The 20444-nt window shown below is 29.9% G+C and carries 23 protein-coding genes and 1 tRNA gene; 10 read left to right on the top strand and 14 right to left on the bottom strand.

What is annotated here, in order from left to right; genetic code table 11:
- Positions 1-26: 26 nt before the first annotated feature.
- The 9 genes from HKO22_RS02800 (at position 27) to HKO22_RS02760 (ending at position 5972) form a co-directional block, all read left to right on the top strand.
- Positions 27-1388: a hypothetical protein gene (locus HKO22_RS02800; protein ID WP_169968373.1), complete on the top strand. Its 1362-nt coding sequence runs from the start codon at positions 27-29 to the stop codon at positions 1386-1388.
- Entirely contained in the window at positions 1388-1915 is a 528-nt protein-coding gene (locus tag HKO22_RS02795) for a pyocin knob domain-containing protein (RefSeq protein ID WP_169968371.1), read from the top strand. The genes HKO22_RS02800 and HKO22_RS02795 overlap by 1 nt, the downstream gene beginning before the upstream one ends.
- 20 nt (positions 1916-1935) lie before the next feature.
- The gene (locus tag HKO22_RS02790) at positions 1936-2682 is read left to right on the top strand and encodes a hypothetical protein (protein ID WP_169968369.1); all 747 of its coding nucleotides are present in this window, start codon (positions 1936-1938) and stop codon (positions 2680-2682) included.
- 15 nt (positions 2683-2697) lie between these two features.
- Entirely contained in the window at positions 2698-2976 is a 279-nt protein-coding gene (locus HKO22_RS02785) for a hypothetical protein (RefSeq protein WP_169968367.1), read from the top strand.
- Positions 2977-3017: 41 nt separating this feature from the next.
- Positions 3018-3470 carry a BppU family phage baseplate upper protein gene (locus HKO22_RS02780; protein ID WP_169968365.1) on the top strand — a complete coding sequence of 151 codons (453 nt, stop codon included), beginning with the start codon at positions 3018-3020 and terminating at the stop codon, positions 3468-3470.
- The gene (locus tag HKO22_RS02775; RefSeq protein ID WP_169968363.1) at positions 3460-4140 is read left to right on the top strand and encodes a hypothetical protein; all 681 of its coding nucleotides are present in this window, start codon (positions 3460-3462) and stop codon (positions 4138-4140) included. The genes HKO22_RS02780 and HKO22_RS02775 overlap by 11 nt, the downstream gene beginning before the upstream one ends.
- Before the next feature lie 4 nt (positions 4141-4144).
- On the top strand, positions 4145-4933 hold the full coding sequence (locus tag HKO22_RS02770) for a peptidoglycan recognition protein family protein (protein ID WP_169968361.1): 789 nt from the start codon (positions 4145-4147) through the stop codon (positions 4931-4933).
- A gap of 62 nt (positions 4934-4995) precedes the next feature.
- Positions 4996-5556, top strand: a complete 561-nt coding sequence (locus HKO22_RS02765; protein WP_169968359.1) for a phosphodiester glycosidase family protein — start codon at positions 4996-4998, stop codon at positions 5554-5556.
- A 98-nt stretch (positions 5557-5654) separates the two neighbouring features.
- Positions 5655-5972, top strand: a complete 318-nt coding sequence (locus HKO22_RS02760; protein WP_169968357.1) for a phage holin, LLH family — start codon at positions 5655-5657, stop codon at positions 5970-5972.
- Positions 5973-6007: 35 nt separating this feature from the next.
- Here the strand turns inward: HKO22_RS02760 and HKO22_RS02755 are convergent, their stop codons facing one another.
- The 6 genes from HKO22_RS02755 to HKO22_RS02730 form a co-directional block, all read right to left on the bottom strand.
- Entirely contained in the window at positions 6008-6565 is a 558-nt protein-coding gene (locus tag HKO22_RS02755; RefSeq protein WP_169968355.1) for a hypothetical protein, read from the bottom strand.
- Positions 6566-6576: 11 nt separating this feature from the next.
- Positions 6577-7479, bottom strand: coding sequence for a tyrosine-type recombinase/integrase (locus HKO22_RS02750; protein ID WP_169968353.1), 903 nt, complete (start codon positions 7477-7479; stop codon positions 6577-6579).
- Between the two features lie 176 nt (positions 7480-7655).
- A tRNA-Arg gene (locus HKO22_RS02745) sits at positions 7656-7732 on the bottom strand.
- A 512-nt stretch (positions 7733-8244) separates the two neighbouring features.
- Positions 8245-8514, bottom strand: a complete 270-nt coding sequence (rpsT, locus tag HKO22_RS02740) for a 30S ribosomal protein S20 (RefSeq protein WP_169968351.1) — start codon at positions 8512-8514, stop codon at positions 8245-8247.
- A gap of 141 nt (positions 8515-8655) precedes the next feature.
- Positions 8656-9669, bottom strand: coding sequence for a DNA polymerase III subunit delta (holA, locus tag HKO22_RS02735; RefSeq protein ID WP_169968349.1), 1014 nt, complete (start codon positions 9667-9669; stop codon positions 8656-8658).
- Positions 9632-11914 (bottom strand): DNA internalization-related competence protein ComEC/Rec2, encoded by a 2283-nt coding sequence (locus HKO22_RS02730; protein ID WP_169968347.1) that lies wholly within the window; start codon positions 11912-11914, stop codon positions 9632-9634. Before HKO22_RS02730 ends, holA begins: the two co-directional genes overlap by 38 nt.
- 75 nt (positions 11915-11989) lie before the next feature.
- Between HKO22_RS02730 and HKO22_RS02725 the strand changes: the two genes are divergently transcribed.
- Positions 11990-13543 carry an alanyl-tRNS synthetase gene (locus HKO22_RS02725; protein WP_169968345.1) on the top strand — a complete coding sequence of 518 codons (1554 nt, stop codon included), beginning with the start codon at positions 11990-11992 and terminating at the stop codon, positions 13541-13543.
- Positions 13544-13594: 51 nt separating this feature from the next.
- Here HKO22_RS02725 and HKO22_RS02720 read toward each other — a convergent pair whose 3' ends face one another.
- From HKO22_RS02720 to HKO22_RS02685, 8 genes are all read right to left on the bottom strand, one after another.
- The gene (locus tag HKO22_RS02720) at positions 13595-14149 is read right to left on the bottom strand and encodes a DUF6648 family protein (protein ID WP_075659140.1); all 555 of its coding nucleotides are present in this window, start codon (positions 14147-14149) and stop codon (positions 13595-13597) included.
- Between the two features lie 103 nt (positions 14150-14252).
- The gene (locus HKO22_RS02715; protein ID WP_075659141.1) at positions 14253-14678 is read right to left on the bottom strand and encodes a hypothetical protein; all 426 of its coding nucleotides are present in this window, start codon (positions 14676-14678) and stop codon (positions 14253-14255) included.
- Positions 14675-15583, bottom strand: coding sequence for a TIGR01212 family radical SAM protein (locus HKO22_RS02710; RefSeq protein ID WP_169968343.1), 909 nt, complete (start codon positions 15581-15583; stop codon positions 14675-14677). The genes HKO22_RS02715 and HKO22_RS02710 overlap by 4 nt, the downstream gene beginning before the upstream one ends.
- An 8-nt stretch (positions 15584-15591) precedes the next feature.
- Entirely contained in the window at positions 15592-15918 is a 327-nt protein-coding gene (locus HKO22_RS02705; protein ID WP_169968342.1) for a DUF1292 domain-containing protein, read from the bottom strand.
- Between the two features lie 13 nt (positions 15919-15931).
- Entirely contained in the window at positions 15932-17386 is a 1455-nt protein-coding gene (locus HKO22_RS02700; RefSeq protein ID WP_169968340.1) for an aminoacyl-histidine dipeptidase, read from the bottom strand.
- A 48-nt stretch (positions 17387-17434) separates the two neighbouring features.
- Positions 17435-18766, bottom strand: a complete 1332-nt coding sequence (locus HKO22_RS02695) for a GTP pyrophosphokinase (protein WP_075659145.1) — start codon at positions 18764-18766, stop codon at positions 17435-17437.
- A gap of 7 nt (positions 18767-18773) precedes the next feature.
- Positions 18774-19523, bottom strand: a complete 750-nt coding sequence (locus tag HKO22_RS02690; RefSeq protein WP_075659146.1) for a peptidylprolyl isomerase — start codon at positions 19521-19523, stop codon at positions 18774-18776.
- Positions 19524-19592: 69 nt separating this feature from the next.
- A complete protein-coding gene (locus tag HKO22_RS02685) occupies positions 19593-20318 on the bottom strand; it encodes an acyl-[acyl-carrier-protein] thioesterase (protein WP_169968338.1) in 726 nt (241 codons plus the stop codon).
- Positions 20319-20444: the final 126 nt, after the last annotated feature.

Genomic DNA, 20444 nt, shown 5'->3' with positions numbered 1-20444 from the left:
TATCTCTTTTTTTATTGGAGGAATTTATGACTTATAAATTAATAGATTATGAGGGGTTTGAGGCGTACGCCAATGCTGCTAAGAATAAGTATGCTGAAAAGAAAGATATTATTACTGATGATGAGCGTAGATATATAAAACTTGTGAATGAGGGTTATACTCTTATGCTTGCCGGTGATTTGGAAGTTTTGTTTCACAGTTTACTTGTACTCATTTGTGAGAACCCCTCCATGACTGTAGCCTCACTGTTGGATTTTATAAAACAATGGGCTTCTGAGAGCGATTTTGATGAAAAGAAAGTAGTGAACAGCGAGAGGTATAAAAAATATGGTTTTGTAGGAGCGTGGCAACAAGAGCAATCCAAAAACGAGAGCTTGCTTGTAAGACATGTAGATGGTCATGTGTTGAGTGTTGAAGAGATAAGTTCTTTACGTAAACAGGAAGAAGGTATTGTTTATATTTGGGCTTGCAAGCCTTTAATAGACGAGCTTGAAAGCAAATACATAACGTTGAACATGCTTCAATTAGGTGAACTAAAATTTGTTAAAAAAGATGGTGCAAAATCTTTATCCACTAACGACTACGCCAATATTGACAAAGCTAAAGTGGATGCCATTCCCGAAAATCCTAAGTACACTGATACTACTTATGATTTAACTCCTTATGCTAAAAAGAAAGATGTTCCTACTAAAACATCAGAGCTGACTAATGATAGTAATTTTAAAACAGAAACGGAGATACAACAATTAATTTCTAAGTCTAGTACATTAAAAAAAGAGGTTGTCACTTCCCTACCAACTACTGGCAAAGATGATGTTATTTATTTGGTAAAAGATGAGAAAGGCAAAGGTAATAATAATTATCTTGAATATTTATGGCTTAATGGTAAGTATGAACTGATTGGTTCTACACAAGTGGATTTAAGCGATTATGCAAAAAAAATAGAGGTTAATACTGCTATTGATAATAAACTGGTAGATTATTCCGACCAACTTGTAAAGGAGTATGAGTTTTCGGGCGATTATAACCGTGCACTCAAATATGATCAAGATCTTCAAAACGCAATTGCAAAAAAACAATTTACCATTGTAAAACCAGATGATGAGTCACGCAAATGGACAGTGGAGAGTTACGGATGGAAACAAGCTCTATTTTACAATGGACAATTGTTGGCTATTGAACCAGTTATATCCACTGAACAATTCGAAACATCTCAAGTAGAAAGTAACATAATAACAAACAATGCTAGTTATGTTTTGTCAAAACATTTGTACGAATATAATCGTGTTATTCAAAGACAATTCGAAAAAATGAACAACAAGATAAATAATAAGTTTACGGAAATTGAAGAGTTTTCTCAACAAGAATTAGAGGAGGCGTTTAATTAGTGAAAGTATTAGGCGAAAATAGTCTTAATTTTATAGGACAAAAATATAAAGAATTAAAAGGATTGTTAAATAATAAAGTCGACAAGGTTAATGGTAAAGTATTATCTACTCACGATTTTGATGATGCATCTAAGTCTAAGGTGGATAAAATAAAAACACTTAATGATGAGCGAGAACTTATCTATCAAGAAACATCAACAGATTTTAACCAATTGGCAAATTCTGGCTTTTACCGCATACAAAGTTCAACGAACGCTCCTCATCAACAAAACCCAAACTGGTATGCCATTGTATTCCGATACAATGGCGATTCTAATTCAATAGCACAAATAGCACTAAATATGACAGGTGAGGACAATGTGTTTTACATGCGAAAAGGTTCAACAAATCCTAAAACTCCTGACTTTAGTAGCATCTTGTGGGATGAATGGGAGAAATTAAATCCTATTCCCGATTTATCTACTATTGGGTTAGAAGTTGCTAATGAGAACGATGTAAGAGCCATAAGAGAATTATATTTTGGTTGAAATTAAGGTGATAAGTAAAAATGAAGATATTAAATTATGAGCAAATGAAACAAATAATTGGAGAAATAGGTCAGAAGTTAAATAGTTTAACGATTGATGTAGCAGGAAAAGTTAAAAAAGTTGATGGTAAAGGTCTTTCTACTAATGATTATGATAACAATGCTAAAGCGAAGGTAGATAACATACCTACCAATCCTAAATATACGGACACAGTTACAAGCGTTGTAGATGATTTAGCGACAAGCGATAACACTAAGGCTTTATCGGCTAAACAAGGTAAGGTTCTGCAAGACAATAAGGCTGATAAGTCTAATATTGGTAGATGCAAAACTAAGGGTTATTCTAGTGCATCTGCTTGGACTGGTGTTACATCAGAAAGGGATTTAGAGGACTGGATTGGAGATTTTGATAAGAGGACTAGGGAACTTAAAGATGCTGGTGGTGGAGAGCTGAAAACTTGGGTGTTTGGACAAAACTTACAATGTGTCGCCACAAAACTAGGTAAACTGGTTGTTATTTATTTTAATGGGCAAGATTTCTACAACTGGGGTCATCAGCCAACCTTACCTTCTGATTTTAGACCAGCTTATGATTATTTCCGAAATGCCTCATCATTAAGCTCTGGTGACAAAGAAATCGCCTTTAACTGTGGAAGTGGCACATACGTATCTATATTATCTAGTGGAACTATTCGCTTATTAGTTTATGGGGGAAATAGTAGCAGAATTGATGCTTTCGCTTCAAACATAGTTTATTTTACAGATTAAAAAGGGAGTGATTAAATGTTAGAAACATACCAATCTATTGTTAATTTTGGTCTACTTGTTGTTATTTCCGCATTGTATTTAACTCAAACGCCTAAGATGATTGAAAAGATTACGAAGGTCGTTGAAGCTAATACTAATGCTATTAATGATAATAAATTGCATCATCAAAGGTTAGAAAGCTTTATTGTGGACATGAAGAATGATATTGAAGATATTAAAAATAGTCAAAATAATACAGAGATTATGGCTATTTTAACTAGAATTGAAAATAAGGTTGATGCTTTGGGAAAATGAATTGGGAGGTTTAGTCCTCCCTATTTTTATTGGAGGTGTGTATGAAAAAGGTTTTTAATGTGGATTTAGATATTAAAAAATCTACTTCTATTTTAGTTGGTGCTGTTCAATATGACAATGATACTTCTATTCTGTCTATTACTTTAAAAGATGGCAATAAGCCTTTTGATGTTCCCGATGGTTATGATGTAGAGCTTGTTTTTAGACGACCAGATAGAAAGATTTTTGTTGTTAATGGCGATATTGAGTTAAAGGAAAAGAATAAGATTTTAAATTTTGTTCTTGATTCTTCTATGCTTTCTATTTTTGGTATTGCTGATATTGAGATTAGAATTTCTAAAGATGATGAAGTTTTAACTACTGGCAGGTTTGCTTTGGAAATCAGAGAGAGCTTGTTATCTTCGGGTAATGAGGTAATTGCTATGGCAAAAGTGAGTGCTATTCCTATTGAGAAAATAAAAAGTGTGTTTATGGGGGTGTCAAGTGGAAGATAAAACATTTTTAGATGAGAAAGGTCTGGCGGAACTTGGTAGAGTTGTTAAAGATAATTTTCTTGGAATTGAAAAGTTGAAAGAATTAAATGAGTTAAAAGCATTTGTAGATTCATGGCATAACATTGAAGCTAAATATGTTACCTTAAAAGAATTAGAGGATTTTAAAACTCAACACCCACATGGAGATTACTTGGCTAGTATTGATGACCCTATAACACTTTTGATTTCGGAAGCTAACGAAGAAGAGAAAAAACAAGGGATGCGTTTTGGCACATGGAACTATGTATTCCGCCAGCCTCAGAATCTGTTGGGTGGGCGAGCTGATTGGATAGCTCCAATAGATGTACCCATATTGTTGATTAATATTCGTCATAATAGTGTTGTGGATTTAATAGATGAATTAGGAAATCGTGTAAAGGATACTCGCTTGGATAGCAACAAAAACTGTACAAAAATACAAATCATTTTTGACACAACATTTGGTTGGTTGGCGTGGCGTTGGTGTGAAGGGAACGGTCATTATAACGGTGGTATTTGGTGTTCACCGACTGCTCAACTCGCATTTCGATATGTCGGTTTATCTGAGAGAAAAATCGGCGAAGAAATCAAAAAACTACAAAATGAAATAACACAACTTAAAAATACTATAGAACAGATGAAAAAGGAGTGATTGTTTGAATTTTCAATATAAACCAATTAAATATAATTATTCTTCAAGGCATGATAATACTGTTAAATTTATTGTAATTCACGATACTGGAAATTATGGTAAGGGTGCTAATGCTCTTTCTCACTACAATTATTTTGGTGGTGGCAATAGAAATGCTTCGGCACACTATTTTGTTGATGATAAGGGTATTATTCAAATTATTGGCGATTCTTATTCTGCTTGGCATTGTGGCGATAAGTGGAACAAAAGATATGCTACTAGAAATGATGTTACTAATTCTAATTCCATTGGCATTGAAATGTGTGTAAACTCCGATGGTAATTATAATTTAATGTATAGGAATACAGTTGAACTTGTCAAAAATTTAATGGTGAAATTTAATATTCCATTAGATAGAGTTGTTAGGCATTTTGACGCTACTGGTAAGTCCTGTCCTAATCATATGAAAAGTAATAATTGGGAGAAATGGAAGCAATTTAAGCTTGATGTAGCTAAGCCTATGGAAGTTAAAATAGATTTGTCTAAAAATTCTAGTTTTGACTTTGATAAACCTTTATCTGAAAGAGAAAGATTAGTGAAAGACAATCCAAGCAAGAAATTTGAAAAGGATAAGGTGGATAATGATATGACAGATATTGATAAAAATTTTGAAAATACAGAGCCATCAAGTTGGGCGAAAAAAGAATGGGAAGAAGCTATTAATCTTGGAATTACAGATGGTACTATGCCAAAGAAAACTGCTACTCGTGAAGAGGTTGTTTCTATGATTATAAGAGCTTTAAAAAAAAACTAGTTAATGATAATGAATATTTTGAAACTGATTATTTAAAAGTAATTAAAACTACTTTAGATAAATTGTATGTTACTCAATTAGGTGGTAAAACACTTCGACAAGTTGGTGCTTATGGTATTAATGGTACATTCTTTGACACTGGCAGACCTGAACTGTCTAGTTCTACTTGGTCTATTTCAGTGAATAATGGTAAACCTATTGGCGAGAATGCAAGTGTTAATCATTGGAAAAGTCACATTAAGAGAGGAACTCTAATTTATGACGGGAATAGGGCAATTGTAGAAAGAATCAATAATATTAATGAAGCTTCTATTAAACCTTTATTTGCTGTTGGTGGTGTTGGTCTATATCCTGATTACAATCCAACTCTTGAGCAAGTACCTGCTGACATTGTAAGACACACCCACCATACTGCCATTGCTTTTAAGGGAAATACTGCTTATTTGATTATAACTAAGAAAGAGTGTTCTATGAATATTTTTAGAAGAGAGATATGTAATTTAAACATTGATGGTGCTGTTGCTTTAGATGGTGGCGGTTCTACTCAAATGTTGTGGAAAGATAATAAGGGCAGACACACTACTAGAAAATTAAATTCTATGATTGGCATTAAGAGTGTATAGGTTTTTTAAAATGCTATCAGACGTTCCAAAACGTTCGTGGTTGCGTTTTAATTTTTATCTAATGTAATTGGTTGTCTTATTTTGAAAGGAGAGATATTATGGAAAGTAATGTTACTGAAATTTTACAAGCTATTGCTTTGTTGATTTCCACTGGTGCTATTGTCATTTTGACTTATTTTGCTAAAAAGTATGGTGTTAGTAAGGTTAATAAGGTACTTGAAATTGTAAAAATTGGTGTTAATGCAATAGAACAACTTGGTAAAGTTAATGGTTGGGATGGCAAGGAAAAGAAAGCAGAAGCTTTAAACTATATTACTAAGTCATTAAATGCTAAGGGTATTAAGGTTAAGAAAACAGATTTAGACATGATGATTGAATCTGTTGTAGCAGAGTTTAATAAGAATAGACCTATATAATTTAAGAGGGAGCATAAAGCTCCCTCTATTTTTTTTTATTCTTCATAACAAGAAACTAGTGTTTTAATAGCTTCTTTGTTTGTGTCAGACAATTCATAACTATATGTGTCATTACCTGTGTATGTCACACGAGTGCTACTAGAGTTGGCTATATCAACTAGCATTTTATAGTGTTTTTTGTTTATGTCGCAAAATACTGTTTCTTCAACATAAGGAGTGGGATATGATTTTACATCTTGTGTTAAATCATCTTTTTTAAAGCTTACTCTGTATTTGTGGTTATCTGTTTCCACGACAATATTTTTAATGTCAATGAAATCTGTACCGACATATCTGAAATCCACTATTGCCTTTCCACCATGAGGAGAAATAACAACAAATGGAGATATACAGCTGTCATAACCCATCCTTAAATCTTGTTGAGCATACGAACTAACACTATCCGTGCTATGTGGCAATAGAGTGTAGTCGGACAATATATCACGCAAGGTGTCATTATCTTTCATAGTCATTTTTGACCCACTACACCCTGCTAAAATGAATGGAAGTAAAAGAATAAGCATTACTTGTATTTTTAGTTTGTGTTTTAGCATTTCTTTCTCCTTTAATCTAATTTATCTATTGGACTAGCTAATTTATGATTCCTAGCTAAATCCTCTGGATCTATTTTAATATATCTCCTTGTCATTTCTAGTTTTGAATGACCCATTATTTTTTGTAAATATAATATGTTGCAATTATCACTTTTGACGTATTCAGTGCCAAAATAATGTCTTAATTGATATGGTGTTATTTTAGTGTTTGAATAATCGCTATAATGTTTCATACGTCTTTGAAATCTATCTGTTGTCATTTCGTTTCCATTGATTGTATTAAACACATAATCGCTATCCATATTATATTTTAAAAGTGCTTTAATGTAAATCATTACTTTTGTAGATACTGGCAATAATCTTTCCTTATGAGTTTTAGAAGTTTCTTTGCGAACTATTACAGTATTATTGACAAAATCTACATCATTTGTAACCAATCCAAAGGCTTCACTTGGTCTAATTCCAGTGTCCGCTATTAAAAGTATTATAGCATAATCTCTTAAACCTGCATATTCTGTTACATCAATTACTTTTAATAATTGTTTTAAATCATTTGTACTGCAAGGTCGTGGGTTAAATTCTATTTTACGTCTTTTTATGCCTAATAATTTTAACGGATTGTTTTTTATTTTATTTCTTTGTAATAAATAATTAAAATAACAATTTGCTCCCGTAACAGAAATATTGTATGTATTAGGCTTGTGATCTTTTATTGCTGTAAAGTATGTTAATACTTGGTCGCACAAATGATCTTCATTTTCATAATCTAATCTCTGATTAATTCTCTTATCCATTTTAGAAAATAATGATGTGTAATTTTTTAGTGTGTTTTTACTAATATTTTCTAATTCTTTCATTTTTAGAAACATTTCTTGATTTTTGTCTAACATGAAACCATTACTATTAATTCTCATAATACAATACACTCCTATTTATGAATATGAATAATTATGATGTTATTAAATAATAAAAAACACCATAAGCAACAACGAAAATGTGTAAAAAATCCATTGTGATAACGGTGTTTTCATGTGAAAAAATATAGCAAAAAATGCAACTATTTATAACTATTGATATATCAACAATTTGATGGCGTATCCTAGAGGATTCGAACCCCCGACCTTCTGGTCCGTAGCCAGACGCTCTATCCAGCTGAGCTAAGGATACATATTTGCAAAATTGGCAGTTATTTAATCCCTTTTTAGTTTTATGAATATTTATCCTAGTAGACAATAGTCTGCCTAAACTTAGCTACATTGGATATTATATGGCTTTTATTCATCCTTGTCAATAGCCTGCTTTATTTTTAGTCTATTTTTGTCTTGATAGTCAAGAGATAAAAATAAAAAAGCTTATGAAAAACTTGCTAAATTATAGGATTAAGCAAAGGTCAAATCCTTTCCCCTCATAATTTTTAACTTACCAATTAAGAAATCTATTAAAAATAAAAATCTTATGATAATATGAATTTCAAATTATTTGGTTCTGTAAAAATAATGGTATAATATTTCTTTTAGATATTGTACTACATGATATTCTATACAAGTTTTGACAATGAAGCTAAATAATTAGCATCATAAATAATAAAAAGGTGATGAATTGAATAGGACTGTCTATTCTGTAACATCACCTTTGTTCTCTAAAACAAAAAGAGAGAAACTTTCCCGGGAAAATTTCTCTTAGCCAGCGATTTTACTGTTAAGTTCCTTAGCTAGTCGACTTAGCTTTCTGGAAGCTTGTTTTTTATGAATTACATTTTTGTTAGCAGCTTTTTTTAATTTTTTGTCTGCAACTATTAAAAGTTCTTTCGCATCATCAAGTCTATTTTCCTCAAGTGCAACTCTAAAATTTTTAACTGCATTTTTCATTTCAGTTCTTATAGGTTTGTTGCGTTCAGAATTTCTTCTAGCTACATCAATTCTCTTAATAGCTGATTTAATATTTGCCATTATTTCACCTCCATATTTAACGCTTTTGCTATTTTACCACGAATTTACATTCATTGCAAGGTTCTTTTTGCATACTTTTGAGTAAGTCTCTTAACTGTCAAGACATATGTTACACTTTTTTACTTTGATATTATTTCAAAATTATAAATTATTGCAATATTTTATAATAATTGTCTCTAAAATTACAATTTCATCTACAGAAGAAGTTTTGAAGAGTTCATCTGCTTTAATTAATTCATCATGAAATTCTAATAAAAATTTTTTTGAAAAATTTCTCTCGTTAGTTAATATTTTTTTTTCAAATTCAAATTTTTTTACATCCATTTTATTCATAATATCATTTCTGCTCAAATCTTTTTCAGATAAAATTTTATAGGACAATAGGTTTTTAACCTGTCTAATGATCATGTGAAAAATTAGAGGTAGTGGTTCTCCTAATTTGTTGAGATTGTGAAATTCTTCAATTGCAATTTCTGTATTTCTACTAAGCATTGCATCTAAAAATTTAAAAATATTTGTGTCTATATTATCTGAAATTATACTTCTTATATCACTTTCCTTTATAACTTTATCTTTTGCTACTGCTGCAATTTTATCCATTTCAGAATTTAAATCGAGAAGTCTCACATCTTCATTTTTTGAATTATATCCGCTTTCTTGGATAAAAATAGCAACTTCACTATTATTGATTGTTTTTCCCTTTCTTATAAAATATCCCTTTATAAAATTTCTGAGATCAGCTGGACCAAGTTTGTCAAATTCCATATCTCTATTTTTCTTGTGAAAGTATTTATAAAATTTTGTAGTCTTTTTAATGCTTTGAGTGTCCCAGAAAATTAAAATTACAAAATCAGATAATTGGTCCAAGAAATCATAAAAAGAGTTCTTTAATTCATGTTCGCTTAGAAAATCGCAGACATCTCTAACGAGGACAATTTTTTTGTCATTCATAACAGGATAAGTCTCGCAGGCAGAAATAATGTCTTCTGGTTTTACATCAACTCCATTAAATTTAGTATAATTAAAGGCTTCTGTACCCTTTACATATTTATTAATTAGGTAACTAAGGGCATTTTCTATTAAATACTTTTCTTTTCCAAAAAATAAATAGGCTCCACTATGTGTTTCGTCTCTGTAAATTTGTTTGTAATTCATAATTTTCCCTCGCTACAATGTATAATAAAGTTGTATTTAAAATTATTAGCAAAATATAAAATTTTAAATCTACTTCTTCCTTTTTTGTGTCAATTTTAATCTTGTCGCTCTGCATTTTTAAATCCACTTCGCCGTCTTTTGCCGTGATATAATATATAATATCATGTTTTTCTAAATTCTGTATTACTTCTTGATGTGGATGACCATAGGAATTGTTGACTCCTGCTGAAATTATAGCAATTTTTGGCTTAGTATTGTCCAAAAATTCACTTGAAGTTGAAGTTTTTGAACCATGATGGGCAACCTTTAAAATATCAATTTTACTATTTATTTCTTTTTCAACTTTTTCTGAAATATCGCCAGTAAAAAGTGTTTTAAAACCTCTGTGATCTATTAATAATACCATGGAATTGTCGTTTTCATCTTCGCTGTTTAAAACATCGCTTATTACTTCAATTTTTGTATCCTTAGAAATTTTTATAATATCGCCTTTTTTTAGCATTATGACTTTAGAAAATTTTTTTGCATCTTCTAAAATTTTTGGATCTTTTGGCAAATGATTTATATATACATTTTTTACATTATATTTTTTTACGAGTTTATTCAAGTTTCCAGCGTGATCTTCGTCAAAGTGAGATAAAAATATTCCGTCGATTTTTGAAATTCCTCTTACCTTTAAAGTTGGAAATAAAAATTTTTCCGCAATTTTATTTTCATATCTCGCTCCACCAGTGTCTATTAAATAATTTTTATCTCGAAAACTAATTAATGTAGAGTCCCCTTGGCCTATGTAAAGATGACATTCTTTGTAGGTATGGTAATCTTCAAGTATTCCTAAAGATGTTACTACAAAGAATACTACTATGTAAATTTCAATTACTTTAATATTTGGCACAATAATTTCTTTTAACTTGTGTCGATATAAAATCAATATAAGTAAAATGTAGTAGGCAAAAATATACTCAAATTTAAAAGCTCTTATTGTTGTGAAAAAACTTCCCCTTGAAATAAATAGACTCTCCAAACCATAAGTTGCATTCATTAAAATATTTAAAATATTGCCAAGTAATCTTGGTAAAATTCCCACACCTAGAATAAATCCAAGAGAAATTATAGCTGAATAAATTGGCACAATCACTAAATTTACTATAAATACTAAAATAGAAAAACCATCAAAATAATAGTTTATTATTGGGAAAAGCGAAATTAATACAGATGCTGTTCCCAATATGGATTTTTTAATAATTCCACTGCCAGCCATTTTGCTGTTTAATGCTGGGTAGACAAAAACTAGTCCAAAAATCGCACCATAGGACATAATCATTGAAATTGAATAAATTGCCATGGGATTAATAAATAGAATTATGGATAGACTTAGAAAATAAATTTTTTTCACGTCTAAATCTTTTTTTAAATAGATATTTCCCTTGTATAGAAGAAAAAACAAAAAGGCACGCAGAGCAGAAATTGGAAAACCAATAGTAATTATGTAAAAAAGCAATGCCATTGTAACTACAAAATCTGTTATTTTTCTATTTTTTGTAATTTTCTTTGTTATACTTTCCAAAAAAATAGCTAAAACGCCAATGTGAAGACCAGACACGGCTAAGATGTGACTGATGCCAAGGTTATTAAATCTATCTCTATCCCCTTCTTCAATTAAAGATTTATCTGCAAGGACAATCGAAGACATTAAATTTGAATTTCTCTCATCTAAATTCTCTGAATAAAATTTTTTCGCCCTATCAATACAAAAATTTGAAAGTCTATAAAAAACACTTGGCTCAGAAATCTTTTTACAGCTTTTTATATTTCCAATAGCGTAAATTCCTTGAGACTTGTTGTTTTTTTCAAAATCAAAAGTCCCATAATTCATTGCAGGAAGTGGCGAACTAAATTTTCCAAAAATTTTATAATTTGCTCCACCTTCTAATTTCTCGTAGACTAGAATTTTTGTGTTAAGTTTTTTACCACTTATGGAACTTGTTTTAAGTATAGATCTATCTTCTTTTGAAGAAATAACTTTTCCTATGACTTCTCCAGAAAAATCTTCTATTTTATAATCTCTAAAATTAAAATTTATGTAAACCGCAAAAATTATTATAGGAAATAAAAATAATTTTTTATCTCCTTTTTTCATCACAAGTACAAGGGCTAAAGTCCAGAAAAGAATTGCCTTTAACAAACTCATTTTTGTAAAAATTGAAAGTAAAATTCCCAAAAAAATTGCTCCAAATAAATACATATACACCCCCTCTTATTATATATCTTTTTAAAGCGTGAAGTCACGAAATATGATAATATATTGTAGGAGGTAATTATGAATTCAAAATACAAAAATCCTTACAAAAAAAATTATAAATTAAAAATAATTGATAAAATAAATCGAAAGGGAATTACTTATGGAAAGCTTGAAGAGGCACCCTTCTTCACTGGAAGCGAAAATCTTTTAGCTGATGAAATTAAAATAAACGGGGAAGAGCCTCAATTTTTATCTTGTAATAAAAATTATTTTAAAATAGATGAAAATAAAAAGGAAGTTGAAATTGAAATAAACTGGAAGACTAGGCTTCTTTTGATGCAAGAAAATCTTGGCAATGCACTAATAAGATATTTCCTTACAAGCAATACAAATTCAGAAATTTTAAATTATAAAGTTGGAAAAAACTCTTCTTACATAGATGTGAAATCAAAGGATTTTAAATTTATGACCCTTAAAAATATTGAGTCCCTTGCGAATTATGCAGTCTTCTCTAATTTAGCAATTGAAAATTTTGATAATTATTTATCAATTGAAAGACTTGCAAAAATTTCTTATGAGGGTCCTGCACTGAAAAGAACTGGTGAAATTGGAATGATCCTTATTTCTTCAGTTGACAAAATAAATTCTGCTATTAGACTTACAATTGCATCTGGAGAAAATGCCTACAAACTTGCGAGAAGTTCCATCAACACTCTTGAAAATATGAAGATGTACCTTAATAGCGATAGCATAGAAAATGTGTTTTCCGATGTAAAAAAATTAAAGTCAAAAAGCGCTAACAATATAGAAAAAAAATCAAAGCAAGAAAAAATCATAGACTCTCAAAAGGATAATGAATTGAAAAAAAATGATGAGTTTATAAAAGTTGATAAATTAGAAAAAATTTGTGAACCTGAAAAAGTCCTAAAAGACGTAAAAAATTCTCATATTGAAATTTCATCTGAACTAGAGAAAGACATTCCCGCTGATAAAACTTTTGAGAGTAAGGAAAAAAATAATAAATCTGTAAAAATTCCTCAACAACATAGAGTTATTGAATCTGCAAAAAAAGAAAAATACGATTCAAAATTTTTCCACGAAAAATATAAGCTAGAATCTTTTAAAAATTTAAACAAAGAAGTTAAAAGTAAAGACTATTCTTCAAAAAATGAAATTAAAGAAACTCAAAAAAATAAAAATGTTACTGAAGAAAAACTAAATAATGAGCTTGTGCAAAATTCCTCTAATGACAATAAGGAAAAATCTCCTATCTTCTACCAAGCAGTGGAATCTTTTAAACGTTTTGCTACAGATGTATCTGGCATAAATTACATCTACAAAGTTCTAAAGGATGTAAATTTAAAAGAGCTTCGTGAAATTTCAAATTACATTCTTAAAGAAGACAATTTCATACAAATTTATGGACTAAAAAATGGTGATAGGTCAAAAATAATAATACTTCGCTCACAAAATCTAAATTTTGACCTAAAGAAAATTTATAAAAAATTAGAGGGCTATTTTGAATTTATAGGAACTGGCAATATGTACACTCTTGATTTGCAATGCAAAGAAAGCGACATGACAAGAATTATGGAAAGCTTTTTAATTGAAATTAAAAAATATGCAAAATAAATTAAAGTTAGAAATCAAAAAGGGCTGAGGGGATATTCCCACAGTCCTTTTTTAATAATATTTTTCATTTATATAGTGATCTATAATGGATGTCTTCATTTGACTATCAAAAATATTTTCTTCTTTTAAAATCCTTAAAAGCCAAGGAGCCTTTGAGTGAAAGATTGCCTCTTTCTTGTCTTCTAAAACTATTTCGTAAAGTTCATTTCTAAGTGCCTTTGATTGACACTTAATATAATAAGCCTTAGTGTTTCTAAAGTCTTGTATCCTTAAAATATTTAAGACAGATTTATCCTTTAGTTGATAATATTTATTTGTTAAATTTAAGTAATAATTATAGTACTTTGAATGTTTTTTTGTATTCCTAACATCTTTGGAAAGAGCTCTATAATACTTTGCCATTACATTATAGTATTGGTAATTGTACATTCCCTTTTCATAGGAATCTACTTTAATGTAAGGTCTTGCATTTTTTATTGCAAAATAATCGAAATTTTTTTGCAAAAATTCTCTCTTAGATATGTCGCCATTTGTGTATTGCATTATGAGAAAGGATCTGTGTTCAAAAAAATCTTCAAAAAGTCCCTTTTTTTTATTAAATTTCACGAAGCACCATTAAATCACACTTAGAACTATTGGAATTACCATGGCAATAACAAGTAAAAGCGCAATAATTCTTACCATTGTTTTTCTATCCACTTATAACACCTTATTTACCAGTTACTTCTAGACAGTGATCTTTTAGAGATTCAGGCATATCTTCTTTTAGGTAGTCAACATTTATGTAGATTTCTTTATTTTCTGCATCAGGAATTTTAGAAACTCTATTGTATAAGTGTTCTAAATCTTCAATATTAAGTGTCAACACTTTGTAGATTCCATCAACATAAATTTTGTGTAAATCATAATCCATTGCAAAAAGTCCACAAATGAAACCATAAAAACTGTCAATTGAGTTTAATCTGTATTCAGTTGCATTGATAAGTCTTACATTGTAATCTAAACTGAAGATGTGATCGTCGTCAACTTCTACGAAAGCAATATTTCCATCGCCCTTTTTCATATCATCATTTGCGTTGTCAATTAACCATCTTGTCTTTCCAGAGCCTTTGCTCCCTAAAATATACTTTATCATAGTATTTCTCCTTTCACTAGATCACCTTGATTGTATCCATTTTCATGCATAACATCTATAATATCGTCTCTAATTTTCCACCATGATGTATTCCAATTGCAAAAAAGAGAATTCTCGTAAGGTGCTCTTCCTATTATTCTTTCCACTATTATATCATCTTTAAGATTTCTTAAAAAGAGTATAACTTTTTTCTTGTACTCATCTAAAGAAATAGGTTTTATTTGTCCTTGTTGATACATCTTTCCAAGTACAGTATCCTTTAAGATATAAAGGGCGTGAATCTTAACTTCGTCAATGCCAAGAACATTTAATATTTTTGCACATTCAATAATATCTAAATCGTCATCCCAAGGAATACCAATAATTATATGAGTGCAAACATTTAAATTTCTCCTTTTTAATTTTATTGCGGCATCTATAAATTCAGAAAGACCATGTCCTCTATTTAATTTTTTCAGACTGTGATAATTTGGCGTCTGAAGACCAATTTCAACGGTTACGAAATAATTTTTCCCTAATTCTTCCAAATAATCTAAATGCCCTTTGGGAAGATAATCGGGCCTTGTGGATATGCTTACACCAACTACATCTTCTATGAGAGCTTCTTCTATTACTCTTTTAAATTCTTCAAAGGGCATATAGGTGTTTGTAAAATTTTGAAAGTAGGCAATAAATTTATTTGCCTTGTATTTATTTTTTATGTGATCTTTATTTTTTAAAATTTGCTCTCTAACAGTTCCAAAATTATTTTCAAAACTGCCCCCTTCTTCACCACAAAAAATGCAACCACCAACGCCACAAGTTCCATCTCTATTGGGACAAGTTAAATCAAGTTTTACTGGAAGTTTGTAGACTTTTTCGCCAAACTTTTCCCTTAAAAAATCAGAATATTTTCTGTAAACCATTTAGGAAATTATTCTTCTTCCTCATCATCAAAAATTTCTTCAAAAGCTTTTGAAACTTTTTCAAATTCTTCTTCAGATTCAATTAAGTCAAGTTCAACTTCTTCTTCATCAATTTCCTTGTACCTATAGAGGAATACATCTTCGCCCTCTTCTTTATCTTCAGGAAGAAGGGCAATGTATTCATTATCTTCACATTCAAATATTCCAAGAACTATGCACACCATTTCACTGTCATCATCTAGTGTAAGTGTAATAGTTTGGTAACCTTCTTCGTGATTACAACCACAATCGCAGTTTTCATCGTGTTCATGTAAGTTTTTTTCTTCGTTATTCATATTTCCTCCAAATTTATTTTAATTCTTCTAGTATTCTTATTAAGAAATCAAATACTCTTTCAGTTGAAGAAATAGAAAGGTGTTCGCCAGGTGCGTGAACTCCCTTCATATTTGGCCCAATTGAAAGCATATCGATGTCGCCAATTGTTTCAACAAACATTCCACACTCAAGTCCTGCGTGAATTGCTTCTAGTTTAAATTCTTTGCCACTTACTTCTTTGTAAGCTTTTTTTGCAACTTCACGTAGTGGAGAATTTTCTTTGTACTCCCATGCAGGATATTTTGTCATAATTTCTATTTCTGCACCAAAACTATTAGCTGCAATTTTATTTACAAGTCCAATATATTCTTTAGAGGATTGTACAGAAGATCTAATATTAGAAATAATATTTATAGATTCTTCTTTGTCTTCGATTACTCCAACATTCACAGAAGTTTCTACTAATCCATGAATATTTTTACTCATAGCAATTACACCATTGGGAAGTATGTTTAATAGACCTATAATTTTATTCTTTAATTCATCAGTAAAGGCTTTTTCTAAATTAACTTTTGTTCTTTCAAAATTTAGCCTTACATCGGGATCAACTTTTCCAAGTTCTGTAACGAATTGAGAATTAAGTTCAACGATTATATCTTGAATTTTTTTGATGTCTTCTTCTTTTACTGCAACTATTGCCTTTGCATATCTTGGAATTGCATTGGGTTTTGCTCCGCCTTCGATTTCAATTAAATCTCCACTAACTTGTTCAAAAATTCTATAAAGACTCCTTCCCAAAATTTTTACTGCATTGCCTAAACCAACTTGAATTTCTTGTCCAGAGTGTCCACCTTTTAATCCATTTACAATTACTTCATATAGAGTTTTTTCTTTGTCTAATTTCTTAAATTCTTTTTTAAATTTTATAAGATCCCTTTCTGCACCAGCACATGAAATACATCCCACACCTTCAGTTTCTGAGTCGAGGTTTAAAAGTCTTTTTGATGTAACCATTCCCCCTTCAAGATTGGCTGCACCAGTCATTCCACTTTCTTCATTAACTGTAAAAAGCGCTTCAATCTTTGGATGTTTATACTCCTTTGATTCTAAAAGAGCAAGTATCATGGCAATAGCAATTCCATTGTCTGCCCCAAGAGTTGTATCGTGAGCGACAATAAAATCGCCCTCTATTTCATACTTTATTGCATCCTTAGAAAAATCGATTATGCATTCAGGAGTTTTTTCACAAACCATGTCCATATGACCTTGCAAAATTATGCTGTCAACATCTTCATAGCCCTTTGTTGCTTCTTTTATAATGACAACATTTCCTATTTTATCAGTTTTGTATTCAAGATTATGTTCTTTTGCAAATCCAATTAAATACTCTCTAATTTTTTCTTCTTCAAAGGAACATCTTGGGATTTTTGTCAATTTATCAAAATAATAAAAAATTCTATTCTCCAACAAGGTGTTTATATCTTTCATTTTAACCTCCTAATTACATTATACATAAGTGTAAAGGATATTTATAGCTTAAAAAGTGTAATTATCTTTAAATATTTTAATCATTTTTTCTGAGCTTGTGGCATCACTTTTATTAATTTCACAAAGAACAGAGTTAAACTTATTTAAAGATGTATCTAAAAGAAATTCAATAGTAGTTTTTTCTCTAAATTTATCAATTACTGAAGATAAAAATACACTTTCCACTTGATCCTGTTCCTCTTTTAAAAGATCTTTGTTTTCGAAAAGATTGGATAGACATATCATGTATTCGTATCTCACAAAAATAATAAATTCTGTAAAAACTTCACCATAGGATTCTTGAGAAATTAATCTTATTATTTTAAATAGAATATTCCAATCCAAATCGTTATTTATAACTTCTCCGAGAATTTCTGTAATTTCTTTGGAAAAGCTGTCGTAATACTTTGGATTCTTTTCAAAAACTATGTATTCCTCAACATTCATTTCATTCCCTGAGACAGAATTAATTTTATTAATTAAATCAATAAAATTTTCTCCATAACTTAAATCTTTATTTTTTGAAGATTTCATAAATAGAAAATCAACTACTACATCAGTGATAATTTTTATATTTATAAAAAGTCCAAGCTCCTCATGTATTTTCCTAGTGAAAACATCATGAAGAATTTTTGAAAGAAGTTTCTTCAATTGAAGTTCTGCAGAAATTGTTTCCGAAGCATCTTGTTTTTTCACATGATCGTATAAAATCATTAGTTGTTTGTCGATCATCTTCAAATTATCGTTAATTGAATTCATTATTTCTCTAAAAAAGCCTTCTGTAATAATGTAATTGTAATTTTTATAAAGAAGTTTGTGATCTATTTCTCCCCAAAAAACATTTACGAAGGATTTTATTTGAAGTTCAAAACAATATATAAAAGATCCAGTGTCATATTCTCCATCTAATTTATACATTGTAAAACCATTCGCAAGAGCTTGAGGCTGTGGGTCGTCTAATTTTAATCTGATTTTTTTATTAATACTTGACTTGTAATAGCCTCTGTCAGACTTTATAGTAAAGTCTTCAATAATTTTTTTATACAGTGCTTCTTCATCTTTAATAAAACGACATTCAACTCTAATGCCAACTAAATCTTGGATTTGTTTAAAACCACGAACAGGATCAGGAAACCTCATGAAGAAATTTCTTCTAATTAATTTTTCACGAAGAGATTCCTGAGTTTTTATTCTCGTGGTAATATTTGTAAGTCTGTCGTCATCTGAAAATATGTAGGAAAAATACTTTTTAAGCTCTTTATTAACTCCTGCAAGTTCAATTTTGTGATAATCAAAAAGATCTAATACATCGTCGATGTAATTAAAAAGCTCGAGTTTCATATTTCACCTAGATATCCATTTTCACTTCATATTTATCTTTAAGTTCAGCTATTTTTTTGCTATAAATTTCTTGTTCCTTTTGTCTTCTAATTTGTGTAGCAATTTTATCCTTAACTTCATCAAAAGCTAAATCTCTTCCTTTATTTTTATCGTTGATTTTAATAATGTGATAACCAAATTGTGTTTTAACAGGTTTTGTAACTGTTCCAACTTCATTTGCAAATACTGCATCTTCAAATTCCTTTACCATTTGTCCCCTAGTGAAAGTTCCTAGTTCACCGCCCTTTTCCTTTGATGGGCAAGTAGAAAAGTCCTTTGCAAGGCTTGCAAAATCTTCGCCACTTTTTATTTTTTCATAAATTTCTCTTGCCTTGTCTTCTTCTTCCACTAAAATATGAGAAGCATTTGCACTTTCCCCTTCTTTAAAAGCATCTTTATTATCTTCGTAAAATTTTTTAACCTCGTCCTCTGTTACAGTTACCTTTTCAAGAAGTTTTCCAAGAGCATAGGTCTTTAACATGCTTTCCTTAGTTTTTTCTAAAACTTGTATAAATTCATCATTTTTATCCATTCCCTTTTCTATTGCATCTTGGTACAAAAGAGCTTGATATACAAGTTCATTTACAACTTCTTTATTTATCTCTTCCCCACCAAAATATTGTTTAAGTTGTGGATTTAGGGAATCTATAAATAAATTGTAGTCCACTCCTGTAATCTTCTTGCCATTTACCTCTGCTAAAAGTTTATCTTTATCCATTATTACCTCCGTAATTATATCAATTTATTGATTTCTCATAATTCATGTTACCATTTGAAAAAGCTTTTTTCAACTAATATAGTGACAACAAGCCCTCGCATAAAGCTCGCTTTTTTCCTTGTTTTTAAAGAAAAAATAGAGCTTATCATCTTCTAAATAAACATAAATACAAACATGGTCACCATATTTTAATTCCTTAACATAATTTATATTTACATCGGTAAATTTAATATTATAAAAACTTTCAGGCAATGCTTCATAAAGTAGCTTTGCATAGACGCTATTGTTCATATGATTATTTATATCTATATCAGATTTTAATATTTTATAATCAAAAATATTTATAGTCTCTATGTCCTTAGGCTCATTGACTCTTTCAATTTTATCGAAATTCTTCACATCATTTATGCTATAAATTTTAGAAATTTCTTTTGGAATTTTTATTGGCTTTCGTTTTTTTAAATCAATTAATATAAAATTAGAAGATGCAGAGACGATTCTTTCACCTTCTACATACATTTCAAATTCACGAAAAGCATTGATACCCTTAAAACCACTTGCCCAAGTTTTTACTTTTATCCTTTGATAAGCTTTTGGATATTTTAAAATTTTTATAAACCACTTATAAATCATCCAAGTGTAACCTTTGTTTATTAAATTGTCGCTGTCTTCGCCTAAACTAATCGACTGACAATTAGATGTCTCCATAAAATAATTAATTATATAATTAAGTGAAAGTTCTCCCTTTTTACACAAAAAATCTTCCACGACAAATTCTCTCTCGTAAATATTCATCACTACCTCCAAACTTATTTTAACACATTACTTTTTTTATTTTTTAAAATAAAATTTACAAAAATCGTCATTTATCTTTAAAAGTTTACTTTAAATAGCCCTTGTGTTAAAATCAACTGAAGAGAT

This window comes from Peptoniphilus faecalis, assembly GCF_012976305.1.
GTDB classification, from domain to species: domain Bacteria; phylum Bacillota; class Clostridia; order Tissierellales; family Peptoniphilaceae; genus Peptoniphilus_A; species Peptoniphilus_A faecalis.
The sequence above is the reverse complement of the archived record's forward strand: the minus strand, read 5'-3'. Positions and strand labels throughout refer to the sequence as shown.